This window comes from Truepera radiovictrix DSM 17093, assembly GCF_000092425.1.
In the GTDB taxonomy this organism is placed as follows: domain Bacteria; phylum Deinococcota; class Deinococci; order Deinococcales; family Trueperaceae; genus Truepera; species Truepera radiovictrix.
This window is the reverse complement of record NC_014221.1, coordinates 2,020,549-2,046,244: the sequence shown is the minus strand read 5'-3', so window position 1 is coordinate 2,046,244 and position 25,696 is coordinate 2,020,549. Positions and strand designations below refer to the sequence as shown.

The 25,696-nt window shown below is 67.6% G+C and carries 25 protein-coding genes and 1 tRNA gene; 16 read left to right on the top strand and 10 right to left on the bottom strand.

All coding sequences use genetic code 11. The features are described 5' to 3' along the window. Nucleotides 1-129: 129 nt before the first annotated feature. The 4 genes from pstC (at nucleotide 130) to TRAD_RS09410 (ending at nucleotide 3,409) form a co-directional block, all read left to right on the top strand. Nucleotides 130-1,122 carry a phosphate ABC transporter permease subunit PstC gene (gene pstC / locus TRAD_RS09425; protein WP_013178384.1) on the top strand — a complete coding sequence of 331 codons (993 nt, stop codon included), beginning with the start codon at nucleotides 130-132 and terminating at the stop codon, nucleotides 1,120-1,122. Further along, complete coding sequence (pstA, locus tag TRAD_RS09420; protein ID WP_013178383.1) at nucleotides 1,119-1,970, top strand: phosphate ABC transporter permease PstA; 852 nt, start codon at nucleotides 1,119-1,121, stop codon at nucleotides 1,968-1,970. The genes pstC and pstA overlap by 4 nt, the downstream gene beginning before the upstream one ends. Then, nucleotides 1,967-2,806 (top strand): phosphate ABC transporter ATP-binding protein PstB, encoded by an 840-nt coding sequence (gene pstB, locus TRAD_RS09415; protein ID WP_013178382.1) that lies wholly within the window; start codon nucleotides 1,967-1,969, stop codon nucleotides 2,804-2,806. The genes pstA and pstB overlap by 4 nt, the downstream gene beginning before the upstream one ends. A 90-nt stretch (nucleotides 2,807-2,896) precedes the next feature. Continuing rightward, nucleotides 2,897-3,409, top strand: a complete 513-nt coding sequence (locus TRAD_RS09410) for a c-type cytochrome (protein ID WP_013178381.1) — start codon at nucleotides 2,897-2,899, stop codon at nucleotides 3,407-3,409. Between the two features lie 135 nt (nucleotides 3,410-3,544). On the opposite strand, the gene TRAD_RS09405 is transcribed toward TRAD_RS09410, so the two are convergent. From TRAD_RS09405 to paaI, 5 genes are all read right to left on the bottom strand, one after another. After that, entirely contained in the window at nucleotides 3,545-4,120 is a 576-nt protein-coding gene (locus TRAD_RS09405) for an arsinothricin resistance N-acetyltransferase ArsN1 family A (RefSeq protein ID WP_221401591.1), read from the bottom strand. A gap of 45 nt (nucleotides 4,121-4,165) precedes the next feature. Beyond that, nucleotides 4,166-6,250 (bottom strand): phenylacetic acid degradation bifunctional protein PaaZ, encoded by a 2,085-nt coding sequence (paaZ, locus tag TRAD_RS09400; protein WP_013178379.1) that lies wholly within the window; start codon nucleotides 6,248-6,250, stop codon nucleotides 4,166-4,168. A 61-nt stretch (nucleotides 6,251-6,311) separates the two neighbouring features. Beyond that, entirely contained in the window at nucleotides 6,312-6,752 is a 441-nt protein-coding gene (locus tag TRAD_RS09395) for a thioesterase family protein (protein ID WP_013178378.1), read from the bottom strand. Between the two features lie 115 nt (nucleotides 6,753-6,867). Continuing rightward, complete coding sequence (locus TRAD_RS09390) at nucleotides 6,868-8,199, bottom strand: phenylacetate--CoA ligase family protein (protein WP_013178376.1); 1,332 nt, start codon at nucleotides 8,197-8,199, stop codon at nucleotides 6,868-6,870. Nucleotides 8,200-8,391: 192 nt separating this feature from the next. Further along, nucleotides 8,392-8,781 (bottom strand): hydroxyphenylacetyl-CoA thioesterase PaaI, encoded by a 390-nt coding sequence (paaI, locus tag TRAD_RS09385; protein ID WP_013178375.1) that lies wholly within the window; start codon nucleotides 8,779-8,781, stop codon nucleotides 8,392-8,394. Nucleotides 8,782-9,023: 242 nt separating this feature from the next. Between paaI and dapA the strand changes: the two genes are divergently transcribed. The 11 genes from dapA (at nucleotide 9,024) to TRAD_RS09330 (ending at nucleotide 20,536) form a co-directional block, all read left to right on the top strand. Further along, nucleotides 9,024-9,929, top strand: a complete 906-nt coding sequence (gene dapA, locus TRAD_RS09380; RefSeq protein ID WP_013178374.1) for a 4-hydroxy-tetrahydrodipicolinate synthase — start codon at nucleotides 9,024-9,026, stop codon at nucleotides 9,927-9,929. Further along, a complete protein-coding gene (locus tag TRAD_RS09375) occupies nucleotides 9,926-10,714 on the top strand; it encodes a fumarylacetoacetate hydrolase family protein (RefSeq protein ID WP_013178373.1) in 789 nt (262 codons plus the stop codon). Before dapA ends, TRAD_RS09375 begins: the two co-directional genes overlap by 4 nt. Next, on the top strand, nucleotides 10,711-11,145 hold the full coding sequence (locus tag TRAD_RS09370; RefSeq protein ID WP_013178372.1) for a DUF3293 domain-containing protein: 435 nt from the start codon (nucleotides 10,711-10,713) through the stop codon (nucleotides 11,143-11,145). Before TRAD_RS09375 ends, TRAD_RS09370 begins: the two co-directional genes overlap by 4 nt. Further along, nucleotides 11,142-12,656, top strand: a complete 1,515-nt coding sequence (gene hpaE / locus TRAD_RS09365; protein WP_013178371.1) for a 5-carboxymethyl-2-hydroxymuconate semialdehyde dehydrogenase — start codon at nucleotides 11,142-11,144, stop codon at nucleotides 12,654-12,656. The genes TRAD_RS09370 and hpaE overlap by 4 nt, the downstream gene beginning before the upstream one ends. A 9-nt stretch (nucleotides 12,657-12,665) precedes the next feature. Next, on the top strand, nucleotides 12,666-13,181 hold the full coding sequence (locus tag TRAD_RS09360) for a GNAT family N-acetyltransferase (RefSeq protein ID WP_013178370.1): 516 nt from the start codon (nucleotides 12,666-12,668) through the stop codon (nucleotides 13,179-13,181). Next, nucleotides 13,171-14,646, top strand: a complete 1,476-nt coding sequence (gene hpaB, locus TRAD_RS09355) for a 4-hydroxyphenylacetate 3-monooxygenase, oxygenase component (RefSeq protein ID WP_013178369.1) — start codon at nucleotides 13,171-13,173, stop codon at nucleotides 14,644-14,646. The genes TRAD_RS09360 and hpaB overlap by 11 nt, the downstream gene beginning before the upstream one ends. Before the next feature lies 1 nt (nucleotide 14,647). After that, complete coding sequence (gene hpaD, locus TRAD_RS09350) at nucleotides 14,648-15,628, top strand: 3,4-dihydroxyphenylacetate 2,3-dioxygenase (RefSeq protein ID WP_013178368.1); 981 nt, start codon at nucleotides 14,648-14,650, stop codon at nucleotides 15,626-15,628. 125 nt (nucleotides 15,629-15,753) lie between these two features. Then, nucleotides 15,754-16,944 carry an ABC transporter substrate-binding protein gene (locus TRAD_RS09345; protein WP_013178367.1) on the top strand — a complete coding sequence of 397 codons (1,191 nt, stop codon included), beginning with the start codon at nucleotides 15,754-15,756 and terminating at the stop codon, nucleotides 16,942-16,944. A 39-nt stretch (nucleotides 16,945-16,983) separates the two neighbouring features. Then, nucleotides 16,984-17,991 carry a branched-chain amino acid ABC transporter permease gene (locus TRAD_RS09340; RefSeq protein ID WP_013178366.1) on the top strand — a complete coding sequence of 336 codons (1,008 nt, stop codon included), beginning with the start codon at nucleotides 16,984-16,986 and terminating at the stop codon, nucleotides 17,989-17,991. Next, complete coding sequence (locus TRAD_RS09335) at nucleotides 17,988-19,823, top strand: branched-chain amino acid ABC transporter ATP-binding protein/permease (RefSeq protein WP_013178365.1); 1,836 nt, start codon at nucleotides 17,988-17,990, stop codon at nucleotides 19,821-19,823. Before TRAD_RS09340 ends, TRAD_RS09335 begins: the two co-directional genes overlap by 4 nt. Next, nucleotides 19,823-20,536 carry an ABC transporter ATP-binding protein gene (locus TRAD_RS09330; protein ID WP_013178364.1) on the top strand — a complete coding sequence of 238 codons (714 nt, stop codon included), beginning with the start codon at nucleotides 19,823-19,825 and terminating at the stop codon, nucleotides 20,534-20,536. Before TRAD_RS09335 ends, TRAD_RS09330 begins: the two co-directional genes overlap by 1 nt. 19 nt (nucleotides 20,537-20,555) lie before the next feature. On the opposite strand, the gene TRAD_RS09325 is transcribed toward TRAD_RS09330, so the two are convergent. The 3 genes from TRAD_RS09325 to TRAD_RS09315 all read right to left on the bottom strand — a co-directional run bounded on the left by TRAD_RS09325 (nucleotide 20,556) and on the right by TRAD_RS09315 (nucleotide 24,008). After that, nucleotides 20,556-21,410 (bottom strand): nucleotidyltransferase domain-containing protein, encoded by an 855-nt coding sequence (locus TRAD_RS09325; protein WP_013178363.1) that lies wholly within the window; start codon nucleotides 21,408-21,410, stop codon nucleotides 20,556-20,558. Nucleotides 21,411-21,466: 56 nt separating this feature from the next. Then, a complete protein-coding gene (gene pruA / locus TRAD_RS09320) occupies nucleotides 21,467-23,020 on the bottom strand; it encodes an L-glutamate gamma-semialdehyde dehydrogenase (RefSeq protein ID WP_013178362.1) in 1,554 nt (517 codons plus the stop codon). Nucleotides 23,021-23,087: 67 nt separating this feature from the next. Continuing rightward, the gene (locus tag TRAD_RS09315; RefSeq protein ID WP_013178361.1) at nucleotides 23,088-24,008 is read right to left on the bottom strand and encodes a proline dehydrogenase family protein; all 921 of its coding nucleotides are present in this window, start codon (nucleotides 24,006-24,008) and stop codon (nucleotides 23,088-23,090) included. Between the two features lie 178 nt (nucleotides 24,009-24,186). On the opposite strand from TRAD_RS09315, the gene TRAD_RS09310 reads away from it, so the two are divergent. After that, nucleotides 24,187-24,263 (top strand) — tRNA-Met (locus TRAD_RS09310). Nucleotides 24,264-24,611: 348 nt separating this feature from the next. On the opposite strand, the gene TRAD_RS09305 is transcribed toward TRAD_RS09310, so the two are convergent. Beyond that, a complete protein-coding gene (locus TRAD_RS09305) occupies nucleotides 24,612-24,872 on the bottom strand; it encodes a GlsB/YeaQ/YmgE family stress response membrane protein (RefSeq protein ID WP_013178360.1) in 261 nt (86 codons plus the stop codon). Nucleotides 24,873-24,973: 101 nt separating this feature from the next. Continuing rightward, the gene (locus TRAD_RS09300) at nucleotides 24,974-25,687 is read right to left on the bottom strand and encodes a class I SAM-dependent methyltransferase (RefSeq protein ID WP_049773069.1); all 714 of its coding nucleotides are present in this window, start codon (nucleotides 25,685-25,687) and stop codon (nucleotides 24,974-24,976) included. Between the last annotated feature and the right edge of the window lie 9 nt (nucleotides 25,688-25,696).

Here is a 25,696-nt window from a genome sequence, read left to right as displayed (position 1 = left end):
CGTTGGATGACAACCGGCTTACCCCGCCTCGGCGCGGCGCGGCTATGATGGAGCGGGTGCTGCGCTCGGGGCGAGGGCGCGACCCGATCCCAAACACAAGTGAGGTTGTAGTGTTAGCGAGGTTTTACCGTGAGTGAGGTTCGGCCCAGTATCGCGCCCCAGGTGGGGGTAGCGACCAGAAGGCGGCCCTTACAGAGCGCGTCGGTTCTCTCCGGCGACCGCATCTTTGCGTTTTTGATCCTGCTGCTCGCGCTCGGTGTAATGGCGATCTCCGTACTGATCGTCTGGGTGCTCGTCGACAACGCGCAGCTAGCGTTTGAAAATTTTGGCGTTTTTAACTTTCTTGTTTCCAACGTCTGGAACCCCCCCGCCAGGGAGTTCGGGGCGCTCGCCTTTCTGGTCGGGACGCTGGTGACGAGCCTCGGGGCGCTGTTGTTGTCGGTCCCCTTCGCGGTCGCAGCGGCGCTCTTTATCACCGAGTACGCGCCGCGGTGGCTCGCTGAGCCGGTGAGCTACCTCGTCGAGCTGCTCGCGGCGATCCCCAGCGTGGTCTACGGCTTCTGGGGGGTGACGGTGTTGGTGCCCTTGGTCCGCGAGTTTCAGGTCTTCGTCCTCCGGACGCCCGGACTGCGCGAGATCCCCTTTCTGCGAGGCGCCCCCATGGGCTACGGCGTGCTCGCGGCGATCATTATCCTTGCGATCATGATCATCCCCTACACGGCTGCGGTCGCGCGCGACGTCATCCGGCTCGTGCCCCGAGACCAGCGCGAGGCGGCCTACGCGCTCGGCGCGACCAAGTGGGAGGTGCTGCGCGACGCGGTGCTCCCCTACGCCCGCGCGGGCATCTTCGGCGGGATCATCCTGAGCTTGGGGCGCGCGCTCGGTGAGACGATCGCGGTCACCATGGTGATCGGCAACAACACCCGCATCTTGACCTCGCTCTTCGACCCGGCCGCGACGATGCCCTCGATTATCGCCTCGCAGTTTCCCGAGGCGCTCGACCCGCTGATGCGCTCGAGCCTGATCGCCATCGGCCTCTACCTCTTTTTCGCCACCCTGCTGGTGAACCTCATCGCGCGCTTTATCATCTACAAGCTGAGCCCGAAAGGGGTGCTGGCGTGAGCTTGGCGTCTCTAAGCTACCCGCGTAAAAAGCGGCGCCGCTTCGCCAACGGCGCTGCCGCGGTCGTGATCACGCTCTTCGCGGCGATCGTGCTGGCCCCTTTGATGTTTATCTTCTACTACCTCATCGCGCAGGGGTTTTCGGCCTTTTCGTTCGAGCTCTTCCGCTTTCCGAGCGGGGGCAACCTGATCGGGCGCATCGGGCACGCGATTTTGGGTACCGGCATCCTGCTGCTCATCGCCACCGTGATCGGCGCGACGCTCGGCATCGGCGCGGGTATCTTCCTCGCGGAGTTTCCGCGGCACCCGCTCGTAAGGCCCGTGCGCGTGCTCTCGGACGTCCTCTTGGGGGTGCCCGCGATCGTCATGGGGCTCGTCGCCTACGGCCTGCTGGTCGTCGGGGGCGGTTACAGCGCGTGGGCTGGCGGGGTGGCGCTCGGCTTTATCATGATCCCTTACGTCGTGCGCACGACCGAGGAGATCATGAAGCTCGTACCGCAGAGCGTCCGCGAGGCGGCCTATGCCCTCGGGTTGCCGAAGTGGCGCACGACCCTCTCGGTGGTGCTGCCGGCGGCTCTTAACGGCATCGTGACGGGGACGCTGCTCGCCATCGCGCGCGTCGCGGGCGAGGCGGCGCCGCTCCTTTTCACGGCGTTCGGTAACAACTTCCTCAACACCGACCCGAATAGGCCCATGGCCGCGCTGCCGCTTCTAATCTTCCGCTACGCGCGCGACCCCAACCCCGGGTTGCAGCAAACGGCGTGGGCGACCGCCCTGTTTCTCGTGTTTTTCGTGTTCGTCACCACCTTGGTGACGCGCTTCGTCGTCGGTAGAGGAGTGCTGAAATGACGGTTTACGTCTCCCCACAAACGCAGACCCAGGAGGCGCCCGCCGCGCGGAGCGACCTGTTGCGGATTGAAAACCTTAACATCTACTTCGGCCATACCCACGTGGTGCGCTTCGTCACCATGCAGATCCAGCCGAACACCGTCACCGCCCTTATCGGCCCCTCGGGGTGCGGCAAGACGACCTTTCTGCGCTCGTTAAACCGCATGCACGACCTTACCCCGAGCGCGCGCATCGAGGGTACGGTCAACTACCACGGTGAGAACATCTACGGCAAGGGGGTCGACGCGGTCGACGTAAGGCGCCGCATCGGGATGGTGTTTCAAAAACCCAACCCGTTTCCGACGATGAGCATCTACGACAACGTGGTCGCGGGGCTCAAGCTCGCGGGGGAGCGTAGAAAATCGCGGCTCGACGAGGTCGTCGAGCGCTCGCTCAAGCAGGCCGCCCTCTGGGACGAGGTCAAAGACCGCCTCAAAACCCCGGCGACGGGCCTTTCGGGGGGGCAGCAGCAGCGGCTTTGCATCGCGCGCTCCTTGGCCGTCGAACCCGAGGTGCTCCTCATGGACGAGCCGACCTCGGCGCTCGACCCGCAGTCGACGCAGCGCATCGAGGACCTCATGAGCTCGCTTAAAGAGTACGTCACCGTGATCATCGTGACGCACAACATGCAGCAAGCGGCGCGGGTCTCGGATAAAACCGCCTTTTTCCTGCTCGACGAGTCGGTCACCTCGAAAGAGGGGCAGACGAGTCTGATCGAGTTCGACGACACCGACAAGCTCTTTACCAACCCGTCGGACCCGCGCACGGAGGCCTACATCACCGGGCGCTTCGGGTAAGCCGCGCTGCGTCTGTCAAGAGGCCACGCGCACGTTGCGCGCTCGGTTTCGGGGTAGGCTCGAGCCAACGCCTGTTTTGGAGGAGCCGAGATGCTTCACGTCGCGCGTCAACGCGTAGCCCGAACCGTTTCCCTCGCTCTGCTCGCGCTCGTGGCGAGCGCCCAAGCGGCGCCCAGCTCGCACGTCGACATCGACACAGGGGAGGGTGAAAGCCTCTACCTCGCGAACTGCGCAAGCTGTCACCTCGCGTCCGGCGAGGGCGTCCCCGGCGTCTTTCCACCCCTGGTGCGGCACGTGCCTAACCTCGAGGCCGCCGAGGGGGGGCGCGCGTACCTCATCAACATGATGCTCTACGGGGTGCAGGGGGAGATCGAGGTCTTGGGCGAGCGCTACAACGGCGTGATGCCCGGTTGGCGGGGGCTCTCCGACGAGGCGATCGCCGACCTCCTCAACTACATCAGCGTCGCGTGGGGCAACGCCGAGAGGTTGCCCGAAGGGTTCGAGGCGTACACCCCCGACGAGGTCGCCGCGCAGCGGGAGCCGGAGCTCGGGATGCGCGAGGTCTACGAGCAGCGCCTGGCGCTCGAGGTGCCTCAGGACTGAACCCGCGCCGCTCTTTAGGCGCCTGCGCCTCCCGTAGGCGTGCGGTGTGCAGGTCGTAGCTTGTGGCTCGTGGCCAGTAGCTCGTGGTCTTCGGGTTACTATCTCTAGACGTCGGCTGAGAACGGGACCCGTGGGCTAGCTCAGGTTGCGCCCGAGCAGCCGCTCGACGATGACCACGTCGCGCCACACCCCCCGGAGCTGCGCGTGCTTTTCGTACACCCCGACCTCGCGGAAGCCGTGGCGGTAAAGGAGCGCCCTCGAGGCGGCGTTATCGACGAAAACGCGGGCGACGAGCTTCCAGAGGCCGGCGTCCTCGCACGCTCGCACAAAAGCGGCCATCAGGGCGCTTCCGACGCCGCGTCCGCGCGCTTCGGCGCCCACGTAAACTGAGAACTCGGCGACGCCGCCATAGCAGGCCCTGGGCCGGTAGGGCGCCGCCGCGATCCACCCCACGACCGTCCAGCCCCCGGCGTTACCCCCGCGCTCGGCGACCAGCACGGGGTGCTGCGGCCGCTCCAACCAGGCGCTCAGCTCACCTGGGGAGCGCTCGCGGGTCTCGAAGGTCGCGCGGCCCGACCGGATGCCCTCGTTGTAGATCCGCGCGATGCAGGGTAGGTCCGCCGCGGTGGCGGGGCGGACGCGCAGCGCCGAGGGTGCGGCAGGGTCAGGCGCCACGGCGGGGGGTGCTGGGGGGGCAGCGGCAGGGGTCACGGCGACAGCCTAACCTAGAACGGCGCGGTCGGGCCGACGCTCGCCCTAAGCCTCTGCCCCCCGTTCCCCCTCGTCGCGCGCGACGAGCGTCAGCACGGTGTAGCGCGCGACGGTTTCGTCCAGCTGGTTGGTGAGCAGGACGTCCCACGCCACCACCCCCGTCGCGCGCGCTTCGCCCTCGCGGCGCTCGCGCGCGGTCTTCTGCTTGACCGTCAGGGTGGCCTGGATGGTGTCGCCGATGCCGACCGGGGTGATAAAGCGCAGGTCCTCTAAGCCATAATTCGCGAGCACGGGGCCGGGCGCCGGGTCGACGAAGAGCCCGGCGGCGGCGGCGATCAAGAAGTAGCCGTGCGCGACGCGCTTGCCGAAGAGCGAATCTCGGGCCGCGAGCTCGTCCGTGTGGGCGTAGAAGTGGTCGCCGGAGAGCGCGGCGAAGAGGACGATGTCGGCTTCTGTCACGGTGCGGCGGCGGGTGGTGTAGCTCTCGCCGACGGTGAGCTCGTCAAACGTCTTGCGGAAGGGGTGGATGGGCGTCTGGTGGGTTTTAGCGCCCGGGACGTAAAGGTTGGTGAGCGCCATCAGGGTGCTCGGGTCGGCCTGTACGGCGGTGCGCTGCATAAAGTGCTTGATGGCGCGCACGCCCCCCAGCTCCTCGCCGCCGCCCGCGCGCCCCGGCCCGCCGTGGGTCAGTTGGGGCAGCGGGGAGCCGTGACCCGTCGAGCTCTTGGCGTTGTCGCGGTTGAGGACCAACACGCGCCCGTGCAGCGGGGCGAGCCCGAAGACGAGCGTGCGGGCCTCGCCGGGGTCGCGCGTCACGACGCTGCTGACCAAGCTGCCGCGCCCGCGCCGAGCGATCTCGCACGCCTCTTCCAGGCTGCGGTAGGGGAGCAGCGTGCTCACCGGACCAAAGGCCTCCAACTCGTGCGGCTCGCGCGCCTCAAGGGGCGCGTCGCAGCGCAGCAGGGTCGGCGGGAAAAAGCCCCCTTTGGCCGCGTCGCCCCCCTCGAGCCGGACCCCATCGCCCCCCCAGACGACGGCGCAGCTCCCCTGAAGCCGCGCGACGGTCTCGCGCACCGCCTCGCGCTGCTCGGCGCTCACCAGGGGGCCCATGCGCACCCCCTCGCGTTGGGGGTCGCCGACGACCGTCTTGGCGAGGCGCGCGGCGAGCGCCTCCTGGACGGCCCCTAACTGCGCCTCCGGGACGAGCACGCGGCGAATGGCGGTGCACTTCTGCCCCGCTTTGACGGTCATCTCGCGCACCACCTCCTTGACGAAGAGCCCGAACTCCTCCGCGTCGGGGGTGACGCTCTGGCCCAGGATGCAGCAGTTTAAGGAGTCGGCCTCGAGGGTAAAGGGGACGTTTCTCGCCAGCACGTTCGGGTGGCCTTTGAGCTTTTGGCCCGTTTCGGCTGAGCCCGTAAAGGTCACGGCGTCCTGCTCCCGGACGAAGCCCAAGAGGTCGACGTCGCCCCCGCTGATGAGTTGCAGCGACCCTTCGGGGAGTAAAGGGAGCATCTCGCGGACCATCGCTTCAGCTAGGTAGGCCGTCTGCGGCGCGGGTTTGATAATAGCCGGGACGCCTGCCAAAAAGGTCGGGGCGAACTTCTCCAGCATCCCCCAGCAGGGGAAGTTGTAGGCGTTGATGTGGAGCGCCACGCCCTCTTTGGGGACCAGCAGGTGCTGCGCCACGAACGAACCGTCTTTGGCCAAGGGGATGGGGTTGTCCTCGACCCAGAAGCGCTCGTCGGGGAGCTCGCGGCGCGCCAGGCTCGAGTACGAGAAGAGCGTGCCGATCCCCCCCTCGATGTCGATCCAGGCGTCCGCGCGGGTGGTGCCCGAGCGGTACGAGAGCTCGTAAAACGCCTCTTTGACGCTCATGAGGTGCTGCGCGACGCGTTTAAGCACGCGGGCGCGCTCGTGCAGGGTGAGCTGTCGCAGGCGGGGCCCGCTCTCGCGGCGGGCGTAGTCGAAAGCGGCCTCTAGCTCGAGCCCCTCGACCGAGATGCGCGCGATTGGGACGCCGTAGACGGCGTCCCGAATCAGCGCCCCCTCGCCGCGGCCCGTCTGCCAGTGACCGGCGATAAAGGAGGGCAGGGTGGCGACTTGTGTTGCGTGACCCGTTTGGCTCATACCGCTACTCTATCACCGAACGAACGCCCGTTCGTTCCCCTCGGGCTGTTTACGCAGTGCTTTACGCCGTGGCCTCTTTGCGCGCCCGCCACCGCTCGCGGAGCGCCGCGAAACCGGCCTCGAGCTTCGCTTGCGGGACGATCACCTGCGTCGTGGTGCCCTCCCCGATGAGGTCGCCGAGCTCGTTCCAGGCGCGTACCCGGGCGTAGACGCGGTTTTTCTCCTGGCGCACGAAAGTGGCCTCGAGCCGGACCGTCATCCCCGGGAGCGCCGAGGCGACGTGCGTGACGGCGACCTCGAAGCCGATCCCCGCGTCGCCGGGCTCCAAAAAGGGGAGGATGATCTTGCGGCTGACGAGCTCGACGTGCTTGGTCAACCAGTAGGTCGCGTAGACCGGGTGGAGCTTGCCGAGCTCGGGTTCGGGCTGCTCAAAGTCGACCGTCATGGCGTCGGTGACGGTCAGCTCGAAGGTCGCGCGGTACCCCTCGGGGATGGGGTTCACGGTTGCGCCCCCCCGAGCACCCCGATCACGTTGTCGTAGACCTCGCGCAGCGGGAGCGTTCGGCCGCTGCGCTCGAGCGGGCACGCGGCTCGGCGGTGCGGCGACGCCACCTTGCTCACGAGAGCGACCGCTCGTCGACGATGCGCCGCAGCTTGCCGCCCGCGCTCCGCGGCGCCGTCCCGGGGGCCAAGAGCGTCACCCTGGCGGTGATGCCGACCGTGTCCTTGATGCGCCCCTGCACCCGGCGGCAGACCTCCCGCACGACCTGCGCGCTCTCCTCGCGGGTGAGGTCGCACCCGAGGTGGTGAAACGCCTCCTGGGTGAGCTCGAGGCGCAGCTCGAGCTCGTCTAAGGTGTGCGGCCGCGAGAGCGCGAGCTGGTAGTGCAGCGCGACCTCGGGAAAGTCGGCCAAGATCTCCTCGATCTGCGTCGGGTAGAGGTTGACGCCCCGGATGATGAGCATGTCGTCGCTCCGGCCGCGGATCATCCCCATGCGCGCGTGGGTGCGCCCCGACGGCCCGACCTCGCGCGTGAGGGTGGTGATGTCGCCCGTCCAGTAGCGGATTAGAGGGAGCGCCTCTTTGGTCAGCGTGGTGAGCACCAACACCCCCGCTTCGCCCTCGGGGAGCCGTTCGCCCGTCTCGGGGTGGACGATCTCGGGGTAGAAGTGGTCCTCCCAGATGTAAGCGCCGTCTTGCTCATGCACGTCCTCATTCGAGACGCCGGGGCCGATAATCTCGGAAAGCCCGTAGATGTTGGTCGCCTTGACGCCCAGACCCGCCTCGACGTCGCGGCGGATCGCTTCGGTCCAGGGTTCGGCGCCTAGAATCGCGTACTTGAGGCTCGTCTCCTCGGGCGCGACGCCCGCCTCGGTGAGCGCCTCGGCGAGCGTCTGCGCGTAGCTCGGGGTGCAGGCGATGACCTGCGGTTTGAGGTCGCGAATGAGCGTGACCTGCCTCTCGGTCATCCCGCCGGAGACGGGGACGACGGTGACGCCGAGGCGCTCGCCGCCGTAGTGCAGCCCCAACCCGCCCGTAAAGAGGCCGTAGCCGTAGGCGTTGTGGAAGATCATCCCCGGCCGCGCGCCCGCAGCGGCCATGCTGCGCGCCACGACCTCGGCGAACACCCCGAGGTCGTGGCGCGTGTAGCCGACGATGGTCGGTTTGCCGGTGGTCCCGCTCGACGCGTGCAGCCGCACGATCTCGCTCTGCGGCACGGCGAAGAGCCCGAAGGGGTAACCCTCGCGCAGGTGCTGCTTGCGGGTAAAGGGGAGCTCCTCTAGGTCGTCGACCCCTTTGATGTGGTGGGGCTTTAACCCCTGCTCGTCGAACATGCGCCGGTAGAAGGGGACGTTTTCGTAAACGCGCTCTAACACGTTTCTGAGCCGTTCGTTTTGCAGCGCGCGGAGTTTGGCGTGAGGCAGGGTCTCGATCTCAGGGTTGAACATAGGCCTCCTCGGGTGGGTTTTTGGACGGGCTTCGGCCTCGATGAGCGGGCTAGGTGGCCGCGTCCCGTTCGTGGCGCTATGGGTGACGTGCTCTGGATTGTAGCGCGCCCGCAGCCTCGCTGCGTTACCCAGGCGGTGTTGTCTCGGACGCTCAGGACGCTTAGGCGCCTCGCGCACGGGTGACGCGGTGCGCTACGCGCGCCCTTGCCGCGGGGAGAGGCGAAACACCGTCCCCGTAAAGAGCGCGACCTTCTCGCCCGCTTTCGTGACCTCGACGCGGTAGGTGGCGACGCGGCGGCCGAGGTGCTCTTCGCTGGCCAGGGCCTCGAGCACGTCGCCCGCGCGCACGGCGCTGAGGTAGTCCATCCGCACCGACAGCGCCACCGCCGCCCCGCGGCTGTTCGAGGCGAGCGCGAAGGCCTCGTCGGCCAGCGTGTAGAGAAACCCCCCGTGGGCGGTGCCGTGGAGGTTGAGGTGCGCGGCCGTGACGGTGGCCCGCACGTGCGCGCGGCCCTCACCGGCGGCGAGGACCTCGAGCCCGACGTGCTCGGCAAATCCTCTAGCTGGACGGCTTTGGCTCACGAGGCGCTCCTAACGAACACTTGTTAGCTCCACGCTACGAGATGCTCGGGTCGCTGTCAAGGTTTCGCGCGAACGTCGCCGCACCTGCACAAGAGCTGCCGCGAAGCGTATACAACCCACCCCCCTTTGACCCGAACGAGCGTTCGTTCTAAGATGACGACAAGCGACCGCACGACCCGAACGTTTTCCTGCACCCGAAGCGTCCCTCCCAAGGGCGGCGCCCACGCAGAAAGGTTGGTTGGATGAACGTACCTAGAGGCTCGATCGTCCCCCTCGTCACCCCCTTTACCGGCGCGGACGCCTGCATCGATGAGGCGGCCTTAAGGGAGTGCATCAACTTTCAACTTCGGAACGGCTCGCACGGCCTCTCCTGCACCGGTACGACGGGGGAGCCCTCGTCGCTCAGCCTCGACGAGCGCAAGTTCATCATGGAGTTCGTCATTAAAGAAGTTGGCGGGCGCGTGCCGGTCGTCCCCGGCACCGGCACGACGAACTTAGACGAAACCCTGATGCTCACCGAGCACGCCGTAAAACTTGGCGCGGACGCTGTGCTGGTCATCAGCCCGTACTACATCCGCCCGAACCAGAACAGCCTCTTCGCCTACTTCAAGCGGGTCGCCGAGAGCGTGCCGTCGACGCCGGTGATCCTCTACAACATCCCCGGCCGCACGGCGGTCAACATCGAACCCGCGACCATCGGGCGGCTGCGCGAGGCGTGCCCCAACATCGTCGGCGTCAAGCAGTCGACCAAAAACCTCGACGACGTCTCCTACACCTTCGTCCACGCCGGGCGCGACTTCGCCGTGTACTGCGGGATGGAGACCTTGACCTACCCCATGCTCACGCTGGGCGGCAGCGGGCACATCAGCGCGACGGGGATGGTAGCGCCGCGCGAGATCGCCGCTATGTACGAGCACGCCGCCGCGGGGCGCTGGGACGAGGCGCGGGAGCTGCACTACAAGATGCTTGAACTTAACGACGTGCTCTTTATCGAGGTCAACCCCGTGCCGCTTAAAACGGCCCTGGCGATGATGGGGCTCTGCGAGGCCCTCTGGCGTCTGCCCTTGGGCCCCATGATGCCTGAAAACGAGGCGAAGCTGCGCGCGACGCTCGCCAAGTACGGCGTTTTAGCGGGGGTGCGCGCGTGAAGCGGGCGCGCTTTATCGCGCGCGGGCGCGCCCTCGAGGGCACCCTTCAGGGCGGCGTGCTCGTCGACCACGCGGGCGAAGCGCACGACCCCGAGAGCGTCACCTGGAGGCTCCCCGTCACCCCCGGCAAGGTGCTCGGGCTGGCGCTCAACTACGCCGACCACGCCGCGGAGCTCGAGCTCAACAAGCCCGAGGAGCCCGCGCTCTTCTGGAAGCCCAACACCAGCCTCCTGCCCCACAAGGGCACCGTCATCTACCCGCAGGGGGCGCAGTACATGCACTACGAGGTCGAGCTCGCCCTCATCATCGGCCGCACCGCGCGGCGGGTCAAGGAGCGAGACGCCTACGACATCGTCGGCGGTTACACCATCGCCAACGACCTCGTGGTGCGTGACTACGTGACCAACACCTTCCGCCCGCCGATTCGCGGCAAGGGTTGGGACACCTTCGGGCCGCTCGGCCCCTTTTACGTCACCGCCGACGAGGTCGCAAACCCCGACGACCTCGGTCTGCGCGCTTTTGTAAACGGCGAAAAGCGCCAGGAGGGCAACACCCGCGACATGATCTTTAAGATCCCCGAGATCATCGCCTTCGTGAGCCGCTTTATGACCCTCGAGGCGGGCGACGTCATCCTGACGGGGACCCCCAAGGGTATCTCGCACGTCCGCGTGGGCGACACCATGCGGCTCGAGATCGACGGTCTGGGGGCGCTCGAAAACGACGTGGCCCTAGAGACCGAGGACGCCGAACCGGTGCGGGGCCAAGAGGCGAGGGTGAAGCTATGAGCGAAACGCTGGAAAACTACGCTGACGTGTACGCGGACGCCGTCTACCGCGCGGTGGGCGTCGCCTTCGCGCTGAGCCCCACGCCGACGGGGGAGAGGCTCTTCGGGGGGCGCCCCTTCGTCCTCGTCACGGCCTACAACCCGCGCAGCGTGGCGCTGCCTGACGAGGAGAACCGGCAGCGCAACGCGGCGCTGGAGGAGGAGCTGCAATCGCGCGGGCTCGAGTACGGCCCGAGTAGCGGCGCCTCGCGCGACGGTTCGTGGGAGGAGCCGGGGTTCGTGGTCTTCGACCTCACCGCGGACGAGGCGCGCGCGCTCGGGCGCCGTTACGAGCAGCACGCGGTCGTCTGGGGCGAAGGGGAGCGCGTGGCGCTGCTGTGGTGCGAGGACGGGCGCACCGAGACCTTTTACCCCCGTTTGGAGGCAGCGTGAGCAGCCAAACGATCAGCCAAGCGCAGGCCAACCGCGAGCGCGCGCTGCGCTACGCCGAGCGCCTGCGCGAGCTCCGGCACCTCATCGGCGGGCGCTGGGAGGGCTCAGCTTCCGGCGAGACCTTCGAGGTCATCACGCCGATTGACGACACCGTCATCGCCCGCGCGGCCGCGGGCGGGCCCGAGGAGGTGGACCGTGCGGCGCGCGCCGCCGAGACCGCCTTCGAGACCTGGCGGGGCGTGCCCGCCAAGGCGCGCAAGCGCCTGCTGCACCGCATTGCCGACCTTATCGAGGCGCACGCCGAGGAGATCGCCCTACTGGAGGTGCTCGACACCGGCCAGACGGTGCGCTTTATGAAGAGCGCCGCGGCGCGCGCGGCGGAGAACTTCCGCTTCTTCGCCGACCGCTGCGAGAGCGCCGCCGACGGGCGCAGCCTGCCCGCCGACGGGTTTTTGAACTACACCCTGCGCCAAGCGATCGGCCCGGTCGGGGTCATTACCCCGTGGAACACGCCCTTTATGCTCTCGACCTGGAAGATCGCGCCCGCGCTGGCCGCGGGGTGCACGGTGGTGCATAAGCCCGCCGAGTGGAGCCCCTTGACGGCGACGCGGCTCGCCGAGCTGTGCCTCGAGGCGGGTCTGCCCGAGGGGGTGCTCAACACCGTCCACGGCTTCGGCGAGACGGCGGGGAGAGCTGTGACCGAGCACGAGGCAGTTCGGGCGATCGCTTTCGTGGGCGAGTCGGCCACCGGGAGCCACATCATGGCCCAGGGCGCGCCGACCCTTAAGCGCGTGCACTTCGAGCTGGGGGGCAAAAATCCGGTCGTCGTGTTTGCCGACGCGGACTTGGAGCGCGCGCTTGACGCCGCGGTCTTTATGATCTACTCGCTCAACGGCGAGCGCTGCACCTCAAGTAGCCGCCTCTTGGTCGAGCGGAGCGTGTACGACGCGTTCACCGCCGAGCTCGCCGAGCGCGCGAAGCGCGTCCGCACAGGCGACCCCTTCGACCCGGCGACCGATATCGGCCCCCTCATTCACCCCAAGCACGTCGAGAAGGTCATGAGCTACGTCGCGGCGGCCCGCGAGGAGGGCGCGACGGTAGCGGCCGGCGGCGAGAACCCGGCGGGCAACTTCGTGACCGCGACCCTCTTTACGGGCGCCCGCAACGACATGCGCATCTCCCAAGAGGAGATCTTCGGCCCCGTCTTGACGGCGATCCCCTTTGACGACGAAGCGGAGGCGCTGCGGCTCGCCAACGGGGTGCGCTATGGGTTGGCGGCGTACCTCTGGACGCGGGACGTGGCGCGGGCGCACCGCTTCGCGCACGGGCTCGAGGCGGGTATGGTCTGGGTGAACTCGCAAAACGTCCGGCACTTAAGCACGCCCTTTGGCGGCACCAAGCGCTCGGGGATCGGCCGCGACGGCGGCGACTACTCGTTTGACTTCTACATGGAGACCAAAAACGTCGCGGTCGCGTTGGGCGAGCACCCGATCCCGAAGCTGGGCGCGTAGGAGGGGAGGATGGCGACGGTAGAGCGTCCCCAGCTCGAGCGCCCGACGTTTCGCTCCTACACGCCCGATGACCGCGCCGGTTGCCTGCGCCTCTTTGACGACAACACCCCGGACTTCTTCGCCCCCTCGGAGCGCGCCGAGTACGCGGCCTTTCTAGAGGGGCTCGGAGGAGCGCCCGCGGCGCACGCGTACTTCGTGCTCGAGGTCGCCGGCGAGGTCGTCGCGTGCGGGGGCGTCTCCGTCAAGGGTGACCAGGCGGGGCTCAGCTGGGGGATGGTGGCGCGCGCGCACCACCGCCAGGGGCTCGGGCGGCGGCTTTTTGAGGCGCGGCTCGCGTACCTGCGCGCCCACTACCCCGAAGCCAGAGCCCTGTGGGTCAACACGAGCCAGCGCGCCGAGGGGTTTTTTCGGCGCTTCGGCTTCGTCACGCAAACGGTCACCGAAGACGCCTTCGCGCCGGGATTACACGAGTACAGGATGGCGCTCGAGCTGAGCGCCCCAGAAAGGAGCGACCATGCCCGCTAGAACCGGTGAGCAGTACCTAGAGGGGCTCAGGCGCAACCCGCCGAACCTCTACATCGACGGCGAGCGCGTCGCCGACCCGACGACGCACCCCTACACGAAAAACGCGGTGCGCTCGGTGGCGCGGCTTTACGACCTGCAGCACGAACCCGAGCTGCGTGACGTGATGACCTTTCCGAGCCCCACGACGGGCGAGCGCGTGGGGATGAGTTTTTTGGAGCCCAAGACCAAGGAGGACCTCAGGCGCCGCGCGGCCATGCACAAGGTCTGGGCGGACGCCTCATTGGGCTTTATGGGGCGCGCACCCGACTACATGAACGTCAACCTGATGGCGGCGGCCAAAGCGTCGGCGTACTTTGACGCGTGCGACCCGCGCTTCGGCGCGAACATGCGCCGCTACTTCGAGTACGTGCGCGAGCATGACCTCTGCTTGACGCACGCGCTGACGAACCCGCAGGTCAACCGCTCGGCGCGGGCCGACCAGCTCGACGACCCCTATATCGCACTCGGTCTCGTCAAGGAGACCCGTGAGGGCATCGTCGTGCGCGGCGCGCGGATGATGGCGACCTTGCCGATTGCCGACGAGATCCTTATCTTCCCCTCGACGGTGCTGAAAGAGCAAGAGGAGCTGAGGCGCTACGCGCTGGCGTTTGCGCTCCCCACGAACACGCCGGGGATGAGCTTCCAGACGCGCGAGCCGCTAGACATCGGGCGCGGCGACGACCACCCCTTGGGGTCGCGCTTCGACGAGCTCGACGCGATGGTCTTTTTCGACGACGTGCTCGTACCCTGGGACCGGGTGTTTCTCATCAACGACGTCAAGCTCGCCAACCGCGCCTACGCCGATACGGGCGCGGTGCTGCACATGGCCCACCAGGTCGTCAACGTCAAGATCGCCAAGACCGAGGCCTTTTTGGGGGTCGCGCAGGCCATCGTCGACACCATCGGCTCCGAGGGCTTCCAGCACGTCCAGCAAAAAGTCGCGGAGATCATCATCAACCTCGAGGTGATGAAAGCGCTCAAGGTCGCGGCGGAGGAGGGGGCGAGCGTGGACCGCTACGGCACCATGACCCCGGCGCGCGGCCCCTTGGACGCCGCGCGCAACCTCTACCCGCAGCTCTACCCGCGCATGGTCGAGCTGCTGCAGCTCCTGGGCGCCTCGGGGATGATCATGATCCCGACCCAGGCCGACCGCACGGGGCCGATGGGGGAGAACATCGCCAAGTTCTTGGTCGCCGCAAACGCCACCGCCGAGGAGCGCATCCGGCTCTTTCGGCTCGCTTGGGACATGACGCTCTCAAGCTTCGGGGCGCGGCAGAACCTCTACGAAAAGTTTTTCTTCGGCGACCCCGTCCGCACGCAGTGCGCCCTCTACGGCGTGTACGACAAGGCGCCCTATGTGGCGCGCGTAAAGGCGTTTTTGGCCCAGAGCCGCGCGCAGGTGCCGGACGCGGTGGCGGCGGACTAGCATGCCCGTGCGAGCGGCGGGGGAGCCGCCCTTCAACATCGTCCGCTGCGCCTACGTCACGTTGGGCGTCACCGACCTGGCGCGTTCGCGCGACTTTTACGTGGACGCGCTCGGCCTCACCGAAACGGAAGCCACGGGGGAGGCGGTCTATCTGCGCGGGCTCGAGGAGCGGAGCCACCACAGCATCGTCTTGGTGCAGCGCGCTAGCCCCGAAGCCCACGCGCTCGGCTTCAAGGTCGCCAGCGAGGGGGACCTGGACGCCCTCGAGGCCTTTTTCGCGGCGCGCGGGCTCCCCGCCTCCTGGACCGAGCGCCACGCGCAGGGCCGCACGCTCGCGGTGCGCGACCCCTTCGGCGTGCCCTTGGAGTTTTACGCCCGCATGGACGGGGCCGAACGGCTGCTCCAGCGCTACGGCCTGTACCGCGGCGCGCAGATCATGCGCCTGGATCACCTCAACCTGTTTGCCGCCGAGCTGCAGCAGACCCACGAGTTCTACGCCGAGCTGGGGTTTCGCACGACCGAGTACACCGAGACCGAAGGCCCGGACCCGAGGCTCTGGGCGGTCTGGATGCACCGCAAGGGCAACGTCCACGACGTCGCGCTCACCAACGGGCGCGGCCCGCGGCTGCACCACGTCGGGGTGTGGACGGCCTCGGTCATGAGCATCCTGCACGCCTGCGACGTGCTCGCCACCACCGGGCACGTCGACAAGCTCGAGCGCGGCCCCGGCCGCCACGGCATCTCGAACGCTTTTTTCCTCTACCTGCGCGACCCCGACGGGCACCGCGTCGAGCTCTTCGCCTCGGACTACCTCACCGTCGACCCCGACTTGGAGCCCCTGCGCTGGACCCTCGACGACCCGCAGCGCCAGACCCTCTGGGGCCACGCGGCGCCCGCGTCGTGGTTCGAGGAGGGGACGCCCTTCGCGGGGACGGCGGTGCGCGAACCCGCGCTGCGAGCTCGGCCCGTCGTCGCACGGTAGGTTCTGCTGCAAAGCGCCCACCCCGCACCACACTTGCGAACAAGCGTTCGTTCGGGATAGACTATAAGCCAGCGTGAAAACTCATGCAGCGCCCACGGGGCGCTGCCCCTCGAGGGAGGAAGCGTATGCGCGTAGGTAAGTGGCTCTTGGCTTCAGGGCTCCTGTTGGCGGCCTCCGGCGCCGCCCAGGAGGCGCCGCTCCCTATCGGCGTGGTCGTCTCGGCGACGGGGCCGGCGGCGTCACTCGGGATTCCGGAGCGCAACACCCTGACGCTCCTCGAGGGGGTTATCAACGAAGCGGGCGGGGTCGCCGGGCGCGAGGTGCGCTTTATCATCCTCGACGACGCTTCGGACACCACCCAGGCGGTGCGCAACACCCGCTCGCTGATCGAAGAGCAGAACGTCCTGGCGATCATCGGCACCACCACGACCCCCGCGTCGCTGGGCATGGTCGACGTCGTCGGCGAGGCGCAAGTGCCGATGATCTCACTCGGCGCCTCGAAGACCATCGTCGAACCCGTCGAGGGGCCGCGCGAGTGGGTCTTTAAAACGCCGCAAACAGACGAGATCATGGCCGAGGCGATCGTCCGCGACATGGTCGCGCGCGAGGTGGGGACGGTCGGGTTTATCGGCTTTAACGACGCCTACGGCGAGGGGTGGTTCAACGACTTCTCGGCGGTCGCCGAGGCGAACGGCCTGGAGATCGTCGCGAGCGAGCGCTACGCCCGCGAGGACACCTCGGTGACGGGGCAGGTGCTGCGGATCATCTCCGCTCAACCCGACGCGGTCTTGGTGGGCGCTTCGGGGACGCCGGCGGTCTTGCCGCAGCGCACCCTTTTGGAGCGCGGTTACGGTGGGCTCATCTACCAGACCCACGGGGTCGCCAACCCCGACTTTTTGAGCTTGGGCGGCGACGACGTCGAGGGGACGCTCCTGCCAGCCGGCCCCATCCTGGTGGCTGAGCAGCTGCCCGAAGGCTTCCCGAGCCGCGAGGTGGCCCTGGAGTACATCGCGCTCTACGAAGCCGAGTACGGCGAGGGCTCCTACTCGACCTTCGGCGCTCACGCCTACGACGCTTGGTTGCTGCTCGAGGGGGCTCTGACGCGCGCTCTCGAGGGCGGCGCCGACCCCGCCGACCTGGAGGGTTTCCGCCGCGCGCTGCGTGACGAGCTCGAGGCGACCTCTGGGCTTGTTGCGACCCACGGCGTCTTCACCATGTCGCCTGAGGACCACCTGGGGCTCACGCTCGAGACGAGCGCGGTGATGGTGAGGATCGAAAACGGCACCTGGCAGCTCGTGAGCACCTTCGACGAGTAGCGACCCCGGGCTGAGGCTCCCCCCTCGGCCCCTTCCCTCATGGACTGGACGATCTTCTCCTTTTTGCTCTCGGACGGGCTCACCAACGGCGTGATCTACGGCCTGGTGGCGCTCGCCCTGGTGCTGGTCTTCGCCGTCACCCGCGTGATCGCCGTCTTTATCGGCGAGATCATCATGTTCGCGCCGCTCTCGTTTGTCCTGCTGCTGCGCGGCGAGGTGCCGGGGACGCTCTGGCTGACGCTCGCCATGCTCGCCGCGTGGGCGCTGCTCGAGCTGCGCAGGCCGCGCACCCTGCTCGCGCTCGCGGCGCTCGCGGCGCTCCTGGTGGGGCTCACCTTCTGGGGCGCGGCGGGGCTGCCGACGTGGGCGCTCTGGCTCATCGCGCTGGGAATCGTCGTGCCGATGGGCCCGGCGACCTTCCGGCTCGTCTACGAGCCCATCCCGCGCGCGTCGGTGCTGACCTACCTCATCCTGGCGGTGGGCTTGCACCTCGTCTTTCAGGGGCTCGGGCTCGTCTTTTTCGGCCCCGAACAGTTCCGCCCGCCGGCGCTGCTGCGCGGCAGCGTGCAGCTGGGCACTGTGCCGGTGAGCTACCAAGCGCTCTTCATCCTCGCCTTCGCTCTTCTCATGGTGGGCGCGCTCTTCGCCTTTTTTACCCGCACGCTCCACGGCAAGGCGCTGCGCGCGTCGGCGGTCAACCGTTTGGGGGCGCGGCTCGTCGGGGTGAGCCCCGCCGAGGCGGGGCGCGTGGCGTTCGTGTGCGCGGCGCTCGTGGGCGGCGTGAGCGGGATGCTGGTCGCGCCCCTGACCAACGCCGCTTACTACATGGGCTTTTTGCTGGGCCTTAAGGGGTTCGTGGCGGCCATCCTGGGCGGGCTCGCGAGCTACCCCTTGGCGCTCCTCGGGGCGCTCGCCGTCGGGGTGGTCGAGGCGTACAGCTCGTTTGCCGCGAGCGCCTACAAAGACGCGATCGTCTTCGCGCTCATCCTCCCCGCGCTGGTCTACTTGAGCCTCAAGGCGACGCACCTCGGGGAGGAGGAGGAATGAAAGGGCCAGCCGAAGCGCCCCGTCCCGCCCGCCCTGGCGCGCAAGGGGTGGTGCGGGGCGCTCTCGTCGCCCTCGCGGCCTTTGTCATGGCGCTGCTACCGTCTTGGCTGCCGACCTTTTCTTTGACGCTCCTTAACCTCGTCGCGATCGCCGTGATGGTGGTGCTGGGGCTCTACCTGCTCACCGGTCTCGCCCGCATGACCTCGTTCGGCCAGGCGGCCTTTATGGGGGTCGCGGCCTACGCGACAGCGATCTTGACGACCCGCCACGGCGTGTCGCCGTGGCTCGGGCTGCTCGCGGGGCTCGCCCTCTCGGGGGGGGCGGCGCTCATCCTGGGGGCGCTCACCGTGCGGCTTAAAGGGCACTACCTGCCGCTCGCGACCATCGCCTGGCAGATGGCCATCACCATCGTCTTCGGCAACCTCGTGGCCGTGACGGGGGGGCACACCGGCATCTCGGGGGTGCCGCCCGCGTCGGTCTTCGGGCTCGAGCTGCGCAGCTCCGGCGCCTTTTACTACCTCGCCTGGGGCTTTGTCGCGCTAGCCCTTGTGGGGGCGCACAACCTCACGCGCAGCCGCACCGGTCGGGCGCTCCGGGCGCTTCGCGGCGACGCTGTTGCCGCCGCCTCGTTCGGCGTCAACCCGCCCCTCTTGCGGCTGCAGGTGTTCGTCGTCGCGGGGCTTTTGGCGGGCGCGGCGGGGTGGCTCTACGCGCACTTTTTGCGCTTCGTCAACCCGACCCCCTTTAGCCTGGACGCGTCGATCACCTACCTCATCATGGGGGTCGTCGGGGGGATCGCGGCGCTGCCGGGGGTGCTGTTGGGGGCGGGGCTTATTACCTGGCTCGAGGACTGGCTCCAGGGCGTTTTGCCCCTGCTTTTGGGCCGCAGCGGCAACTACGAGGTGGTGGCGCTGGGCCTCATCTTGGTAGCGATCTTGCTCTTTGCACCCAAAGGGCTCTGGGGGTTCGTCGAGCGCCTCCTGCCCCCGCCCCGCCGCGCTCCGCCGACGGGGGCGGGGCTAACGGCGTCGCGCGGGGGGGGCGCGGCGGGCGAGGCGCTTTTGGAGGTCGCGGCGCTCACCAAGCACTTCGGCGGCCTCGTCGCGGTGCGCGACCTCTCCTTTACCGTGCGCCGCGGCGAGATTTTAGGGCTCATCGGCCCCAACGGGGCGGGCAAGTCGACCTCGTTCAACCTCATCACCGGCGCCTTCGCCCCTACCTCCGGTACGGTGCGCTACCGCGGCGAGCGCGTCAGCGGCCTCGCGCCCTACCGCGTCGCCCGCAAGGGGCTCGCGCGCACCTTTCAGCACCCCCACCTTTTCAACGACATGACGGTGCTGGACAACGTCGCCCTCGGCACCTACGCGCGCACCTCGGCGGGGATGCTCGCTTCGGCGCTGCGCTTTGATCGCGCCGAGGAGCGCCGCGCGCAGGCCGAAGCCTACAAGCAGCTCGCGCGCGTCGGCCTGACCGAGGCCGCCTTCGCGCGCCCCAGCGACCTCCCCTTGGGCAAGCAGCGCCTCCTGGAGATCGCCCGCGCGCTCGCCGCTGACCCCGAGATGCTGCTCCTCGACGAACCCGCGGCGGGGCTGCGCAAAGCCGAAAAAGCGGAGCTCGCAGCGCTGGTGCGCCGCCTCAAAGCGGACGGGGTGACGGTGCTCTTCGTCGATCACGACATGGAGCTGGTGATGAACTTGGTCGACCGCGTGGTGGTGATGCATTACGGTGAGCTGCTAGCCGAGGGGACGCCGGCCGAGGTGCGGGCGAACCCGAAGGTGATCGAAGCGTACTTGGGGAGCGCGCTCGAGAAGCGCGACGCGGTGCGCGCGTGATGCTGTCGGTCGAGGGTCTAGGCGTCCGCTACGGGGCGGCCCAGGCCGTTTCAGAGGTGAGCTTTACGGTCGCCCAGGGGGAGGTCGTGACGCTGATCGGCCCCAACGGCGCGGGCAAGACGACGACGCTCTTGGCGCTCCTCAACCTCCTACCCCATAGCGGGGTGGTGCGCTACCGCGGCGCGCCGACGCGCGGCCGGTCGCCCGAGCAGTTGGTGGGGGAGGGGCTGACGTTGGTGCCCGAAAAGCGCGAGCTGTTCGCCTCGATGAGCGTCGAGGACAACCTGCGCCTCGGGGCCTTTGCGCGGCGCGCGTCGGCGCGCACGCTAGGGCGCGACCTCGAGGAGGTCTACGCGCTCTTTCCGCGCCTGCTCGAGCGCCGCCGCCAGCTCGCGGGCACCATGTCGGGGGGCGAGCAGCAGATGCTGGCCGTCGGCCGCGCGCTCATGAGCAAACCGCAGCTGCTGATGCTCGACGAACCCTCGCTCGGGCTAGCGCCCCTTATCGTCCGCGAGCTCTTCGAGATCTTTGCGCGCCTCAAGGCGGCCGGGACGACGATCCTCTTGGTCGAGCAGAACGCCCGCGCGGCTTTGGAGCTCGCCGACCGCGGGTTCGTCCTCGAGGCCGGCGAGGTGGTCCTGGAGGGGGAGGCGCGCGAGCTCCTCAATGACCCGCGGGTGATGGAGGCGTACTTGGGGCTCGCGGCGCCCTGAGCCGTAGCGGTGCCACGGCTCAGGGCGCCGTCAGTGCCGCGACCTGGGTCAAGAGGGTCTGGAGGCGCTGGCGGTTACGCTCGAGCGCCGCTGCGGTGCTTCCTACCGAGCCCATGATATCGGCGACGTCATCCGCGAAACCCGCCGGACAACGCCCCAACGTGCGCGTCGCGTCGACCGCCCCTTTTTCGTTGACGAAGTAGCGCTCGTTGAGCGCGAAGAGCACCTGGACAAGCGCGTAAACGCACTCGAAAAAGCACCCCGCGACGTAGCTGCTTTCACCTCTGGCGGCAGGCTTTTCGCTAATCAGCAGCGCGAACTCGGCTTCCCACAGATAGGTCTTGATGAGCGCCTCTTGGAGCTTCGCTGGGTAGTCGCGCACGCGCGCCTTGAGGCGCGCAAGCTCACCGGCTGGGTCGCTGAGGATTCGGCTGTAAAACACCTCGCCCAAATAAATGTGCGAGTGAAATCCGTGCGGGTGCCCGCCGTGCGTCTGCCTTTCGGGGTGGCCCCGCTGGCACCGCTCGACAACCGCTTCGACGTGGCCTAGCTCCCGGTAGATCCAGTCGACCCGCTCTCCTGCAATCTCCAACCACGCCCCGCCGTTGACCCACGCGCCCCAAGCGCCGTAGTCGGTCACCGTCTCGCCTGCGCTGGCGTCACCGAGCACGCGGGCGACTCTCCTAAAGTCCTGGATGTCGGGGGGATGCTCAGCGCGGTAATAGATGCCGAGGTCGATATCGCTGTCCGGCTGAGCCTGGCCCCGTGCCAACGACCCACCGAGCGCGACGGCCGTGACACCCGGAACGCTCTGCAACGCGCCAGCGATCCGCTCCGCAAGGGTATGCTTCGCAGCTCGAGCGCCTATTCGCATCACCCTAAACAAAGGGGCGGCTGCCAGGCCACCCCGTCCGATAGTCGCAAGAGGGACTAAAACCGCTCCGTGACGGTTTTCATCTCCATAAAGAGCCGCAGGTAGTCCGGCCCCCCCGCTTTGGCGTTCGACCCCGAGAGGTTAAAGCCACCGAAGGGCTGAATGCCGACCAGCGCGCCCGTGATCTTGCGGTTGAAGTAGAGGTTGCCGACGTGAAACTCGCGCCGGGCGCGCTCGAGCCGCTCGCGGCTGCGGCTAAACACCCCACCCGTGAGGCCGTAGACGGTGGCGTTGGCGATCTCAAGGGCGTGGTCGAAGTCGCGCGCGCGCATCACGGCCACGACGGGGCCGAAGATCTCCTCGCAGGCGATCGACGCGCTCTGCGGCACGTCGGCGAACACGGTGGGTTGGATGTAAAACCCCTCCTCGGGACCGCGCTCGCCGCCGAGCACCAGGCGCGCCTCGACCTTGCCGTTGTCGATGTAGCCCATGATCTTGTCGACGGCTTTTTGGTTGATGACGGCGCAGACGTCGGCGTTCTCCTCGGCGGGACCCAAGGTGAGCTGCTGTGTGCGCGCCACGAACCGCTCCAAGAGCGCGTCGTAGACCTCGTCGACCACGATAAGCCGGCTCATCGCCGAGCACTTCTGCCCTTGAAAACCGAACCCGCTCGCCACGGCGGCCTCGGCGGCCAGGTCGAGGTCGGCGGTCTCGTCGACGATGAGGGCGTCTTTACCGCCGAGCTCGGCGTAGACTTTCTTGAGCCACTTCTGCCCGGGCTGCACCTTGGCGGCGCGCTCGTGGATGCGCAGGCCCGTCGCGAGCGAGCCCGTAAAGTTGATAAAGCGCGTTCGCGGGTGGTCCACCAAGAGGTCGCCGATGTCAGCGTCCGCGCCCGTGACGAGGTTGATGACCCCCGGCGGAAAGCCCGCCTCCTCCACGCACGCCATAAACTGCTGCGCGATAATCGGGGTGTCGGGCGACGGTTTGACGATCACCGTGTTGCCCACGACCACCGGGCCGACCGTGGTGCCGACGAGGATGGCCAGGAGAAAGTTCCACGGCGGGATGACGACGCCCACGCCCATCGGGATCAAAAACGAGGTGTTCTCCTCGCCGGGGTAGTCGTGCGTAGGCAGGGGTGCGGCGAGCTTGAGCGCCTCGCGGGCGTAGTACTCGCAGAAGTCGATGGCCTCGGCGACGTCGGCCTCGGCCTCGCGGTAGTTCTTGCCGGCTTCAAAGGTCTCCCAGGCCGCGAGCTCGAACTTGCGGCGGCGCATCACCGCGGCGAGCTTCATCAGCGCGCGCGCGCGGTGCTCCATGGGGAGCCGCGACCAGCTCCCGTAGGCTTTCCACGCCGCGTCCATCGCCCGCTCGACCTCCTTGCGCTTGGCCTTGGCGCTGCGCCCGACGACCTCGCGCGTGTTGCAGGGGTTGAGAGACGCCAAAAAGCCGTGCTCGGTGGTGACTTGCTCACCGCCGATGACGAGCGGGTAGTCCCGGCCGAGCTGCGCCCGCACCCGTTCGAGCGCCGCTTTGTAAGCTGCGACCGTGTCGGGCTGGGAAAAGTCCGAATAGGGCTCGATCTTGTAGGGTTCAAAGAGTTGCATCGTGCTCCTTTGGTTAGTCAGCGGTGACGCGCCGCGCCATCTACGCGTGAGGGCCTGCGCGGGTCCTTTAGCCGAGCAGGCCGCGCAGGACGAAAGCGAGGTTCGCGGGCCGCTCGGCCAGGCGGCGGCTGAAGTAACCGTACCAGTCCTCGCCGTAGGGGATGTAGATACGCACCTTGTGTCCGCGCGCGGCGAGCGCGCGCTGCAAGCTCGGCTTGACCCCGTACAGCAGCTGGAACTCGTAGTTTTTCGCCTTGGCGCCCCGCACGAACGCTTCGGTTTCGCGGATGATGCTCTCGTCGTGTGTGGCGACGCCGATGTGCGCCCCCGCCTCGAGGCCGCGGTAGAGCATCTCGCGGTAGTTGTCGTCGACCTGGCGCTTGTCCTGAAAGGCGACCGCCTCGCTCTCGCGGTAGGCGCCCTTGACGATGCGGATAGCGGGTTTAGGCTCGAGCGTCAAGAGGGCCTCGAGGTCGCCCATGCTCCTGTAGAGGTAGCTTTGCAAGACGGTCGACAGGTGGTGGTGCCCCTCCCCGTAGAGCGTACGCAAGAGGTTGAGCGTACCGTCGACGTAAGGGACGTTCTCCATGTCTAGACAGACCCTCGCACCCACTTCCGCCGCTCGCTCGGCGACGCGGCGGGCGTTGTAGAGCGCCAGCTCGAAGGAGACGCCGAGCCCGAGCTGCGTCGGTTTGACGCTCATGTAGCGCTCGGTGTCCTCCTGGGCGAGCGTGTCGAGCGTCCGCAGAACCTCGTTTGTCATCGCCTCGGCGCCCGCCTCGGTGTCGATAAACTCCCCCAGAAGGTCCAGGATGCTGCTGAGCCCCTCCTGATGAAGCGCCCGCACCGCTCTTAGCACGTCCTCTAACGTTTCCCCCGCAACGAAGCGCCCTACGCCGAGCTTCCACCCCTGACTCTTGACAAAGTCGGCGACCGCGGGGGTGTCAGCGATGCCTAGAAGCCCACGCCGATAAAGTCCTTCGATCACGTTTTCTCCTTTACCACCAGCTGTGTCTACGATACACCCGCTCACCCGTGGGAGACAGCGCCGCTAGTGAGGATACCTGGTGGTGCTACGGGGCGTGCCACACGTTGCCCACGAGGACGAGCCCTTGCCGAAGCCCTTGGCTATAAGGTATACTCCCTAAGCCTGCAGCGCACGGCGCGGCGATGTAGCTCAGCTGGTTAGAGCGCACGACTCATAATCGTGAGGTCGAGAGTTCAAGTCTCTCCATCGCTACCACGAAAAAGCCGTCAGAGACGGCAAACGTAAAACCCGCCCAAGAAGGCGGGTTCTCTTTTTGGGTGGGCGTACTGCTATTTTACTGCTATCAGTTCGCTCCCCTTTGCCGCGCGTTGGGGTTGAGCAGGTCGGCTATCCCAACACTCACGCTCTGGCGTTGTAGGGCGGACATGTGCGAGTGGATACGTAGGGTGACTCGGGTTCGCATGCCCTACGCGGTAGGCTCTCCAGCGGGCGTCAGAGCTCTCTCAAACGGGTAGCAGCTGAGTACCGATGGGCTTGGCGGAACCCCCTGCGAGCCATGAAAAAAGGCGGGATAACCCGCCTTTTTAAGGGATGTCAAAGCTGTTAGGCCCTTCGTACTGCCTTGACGATAGCGAGCAGGACAACGGCGCCGATAATGGCGACGAGCAAGCTGCCGATGTTAAAGCCGGTGACGCCGGTCGCGCCGAAAAGGTTAAAGATAAACCCACCGATAAAGGCACCCACGATGCCCACGATGATATCGGTCAGGAGGCCCTGCTCCCGGTTCGTTTTCATGATGAGGCTGGCGATCCAGCCGGCGAGCGCCCCGAAGACGATCCACAGTAAGATGCTGACGATATCCATGTTTCCTCCCTAAATGAAATTTCCCATTCATTCTACACATCTAAACCGTATGACGCCTAGGGGCGTTTCATTGCAACAAAGCTTACAGTCGTGGTGGCTTTTCAGGTGCGCCGAAAGAGCGTGAGGGCGACGCGACCGCGGTGCTGGGCCCTTTGCGGCTCGAGCCCCACCGCCTTTGCCGCCGCCTCGAGCGCCTCGGGTTCGGGGAAGCGGAGCCCCGTGAGGCGCAGCAGCCCCTGGCCGAGGCGGCCGGGGAGCGTCTCGGCCCGTGAGAGGTACATGAGCCACAGCCGACCGCCCGGCTTTAACACCCGGGCGAACTCCGCAAGCGCCGCCGGCAGCTCCGTGAACTCGTTCGGCGAGCCGCCGCACACGACCGCGTCGAAGACGCCGTCGCGGTAGGGGAGGGCGCGCACGTCGGCGTGCACCAGGGTGGGGGCGATGCCGTCGCGCTCGGCGTAGGTTTTGGCGCGCTGCAAAAACGGCAAGCTCAGGTCGAGGGCGTGAACGGTGAGACCGGGTTCGTGCCGGAGCAGGGTGCGGGCGTAGAGCCCCGCCGAGGCGGCGGCGTCGAGGACGGTCTCGCCGGGGCGGGGGCGAAGCCACGAGAGCATAAGGGCGAGTTCGCGCTCCGTCGAGAAGCCCCCGCGCGTAAGCAGGCCGATCGAGCGGTGCCGCCACAGCGGCTCGTAGAGGGCGGCGGTAGCGGGCCAGAAGTTGCTCCGCTGCGCGAGCGGCAGGGGGGGGACGCGCGTCAGCGCGCGGTAGATGCCCTCCTCAAAGGGCACGGGTGCGGCGAAGAGTTCGGCGGACACCCCCCCAGC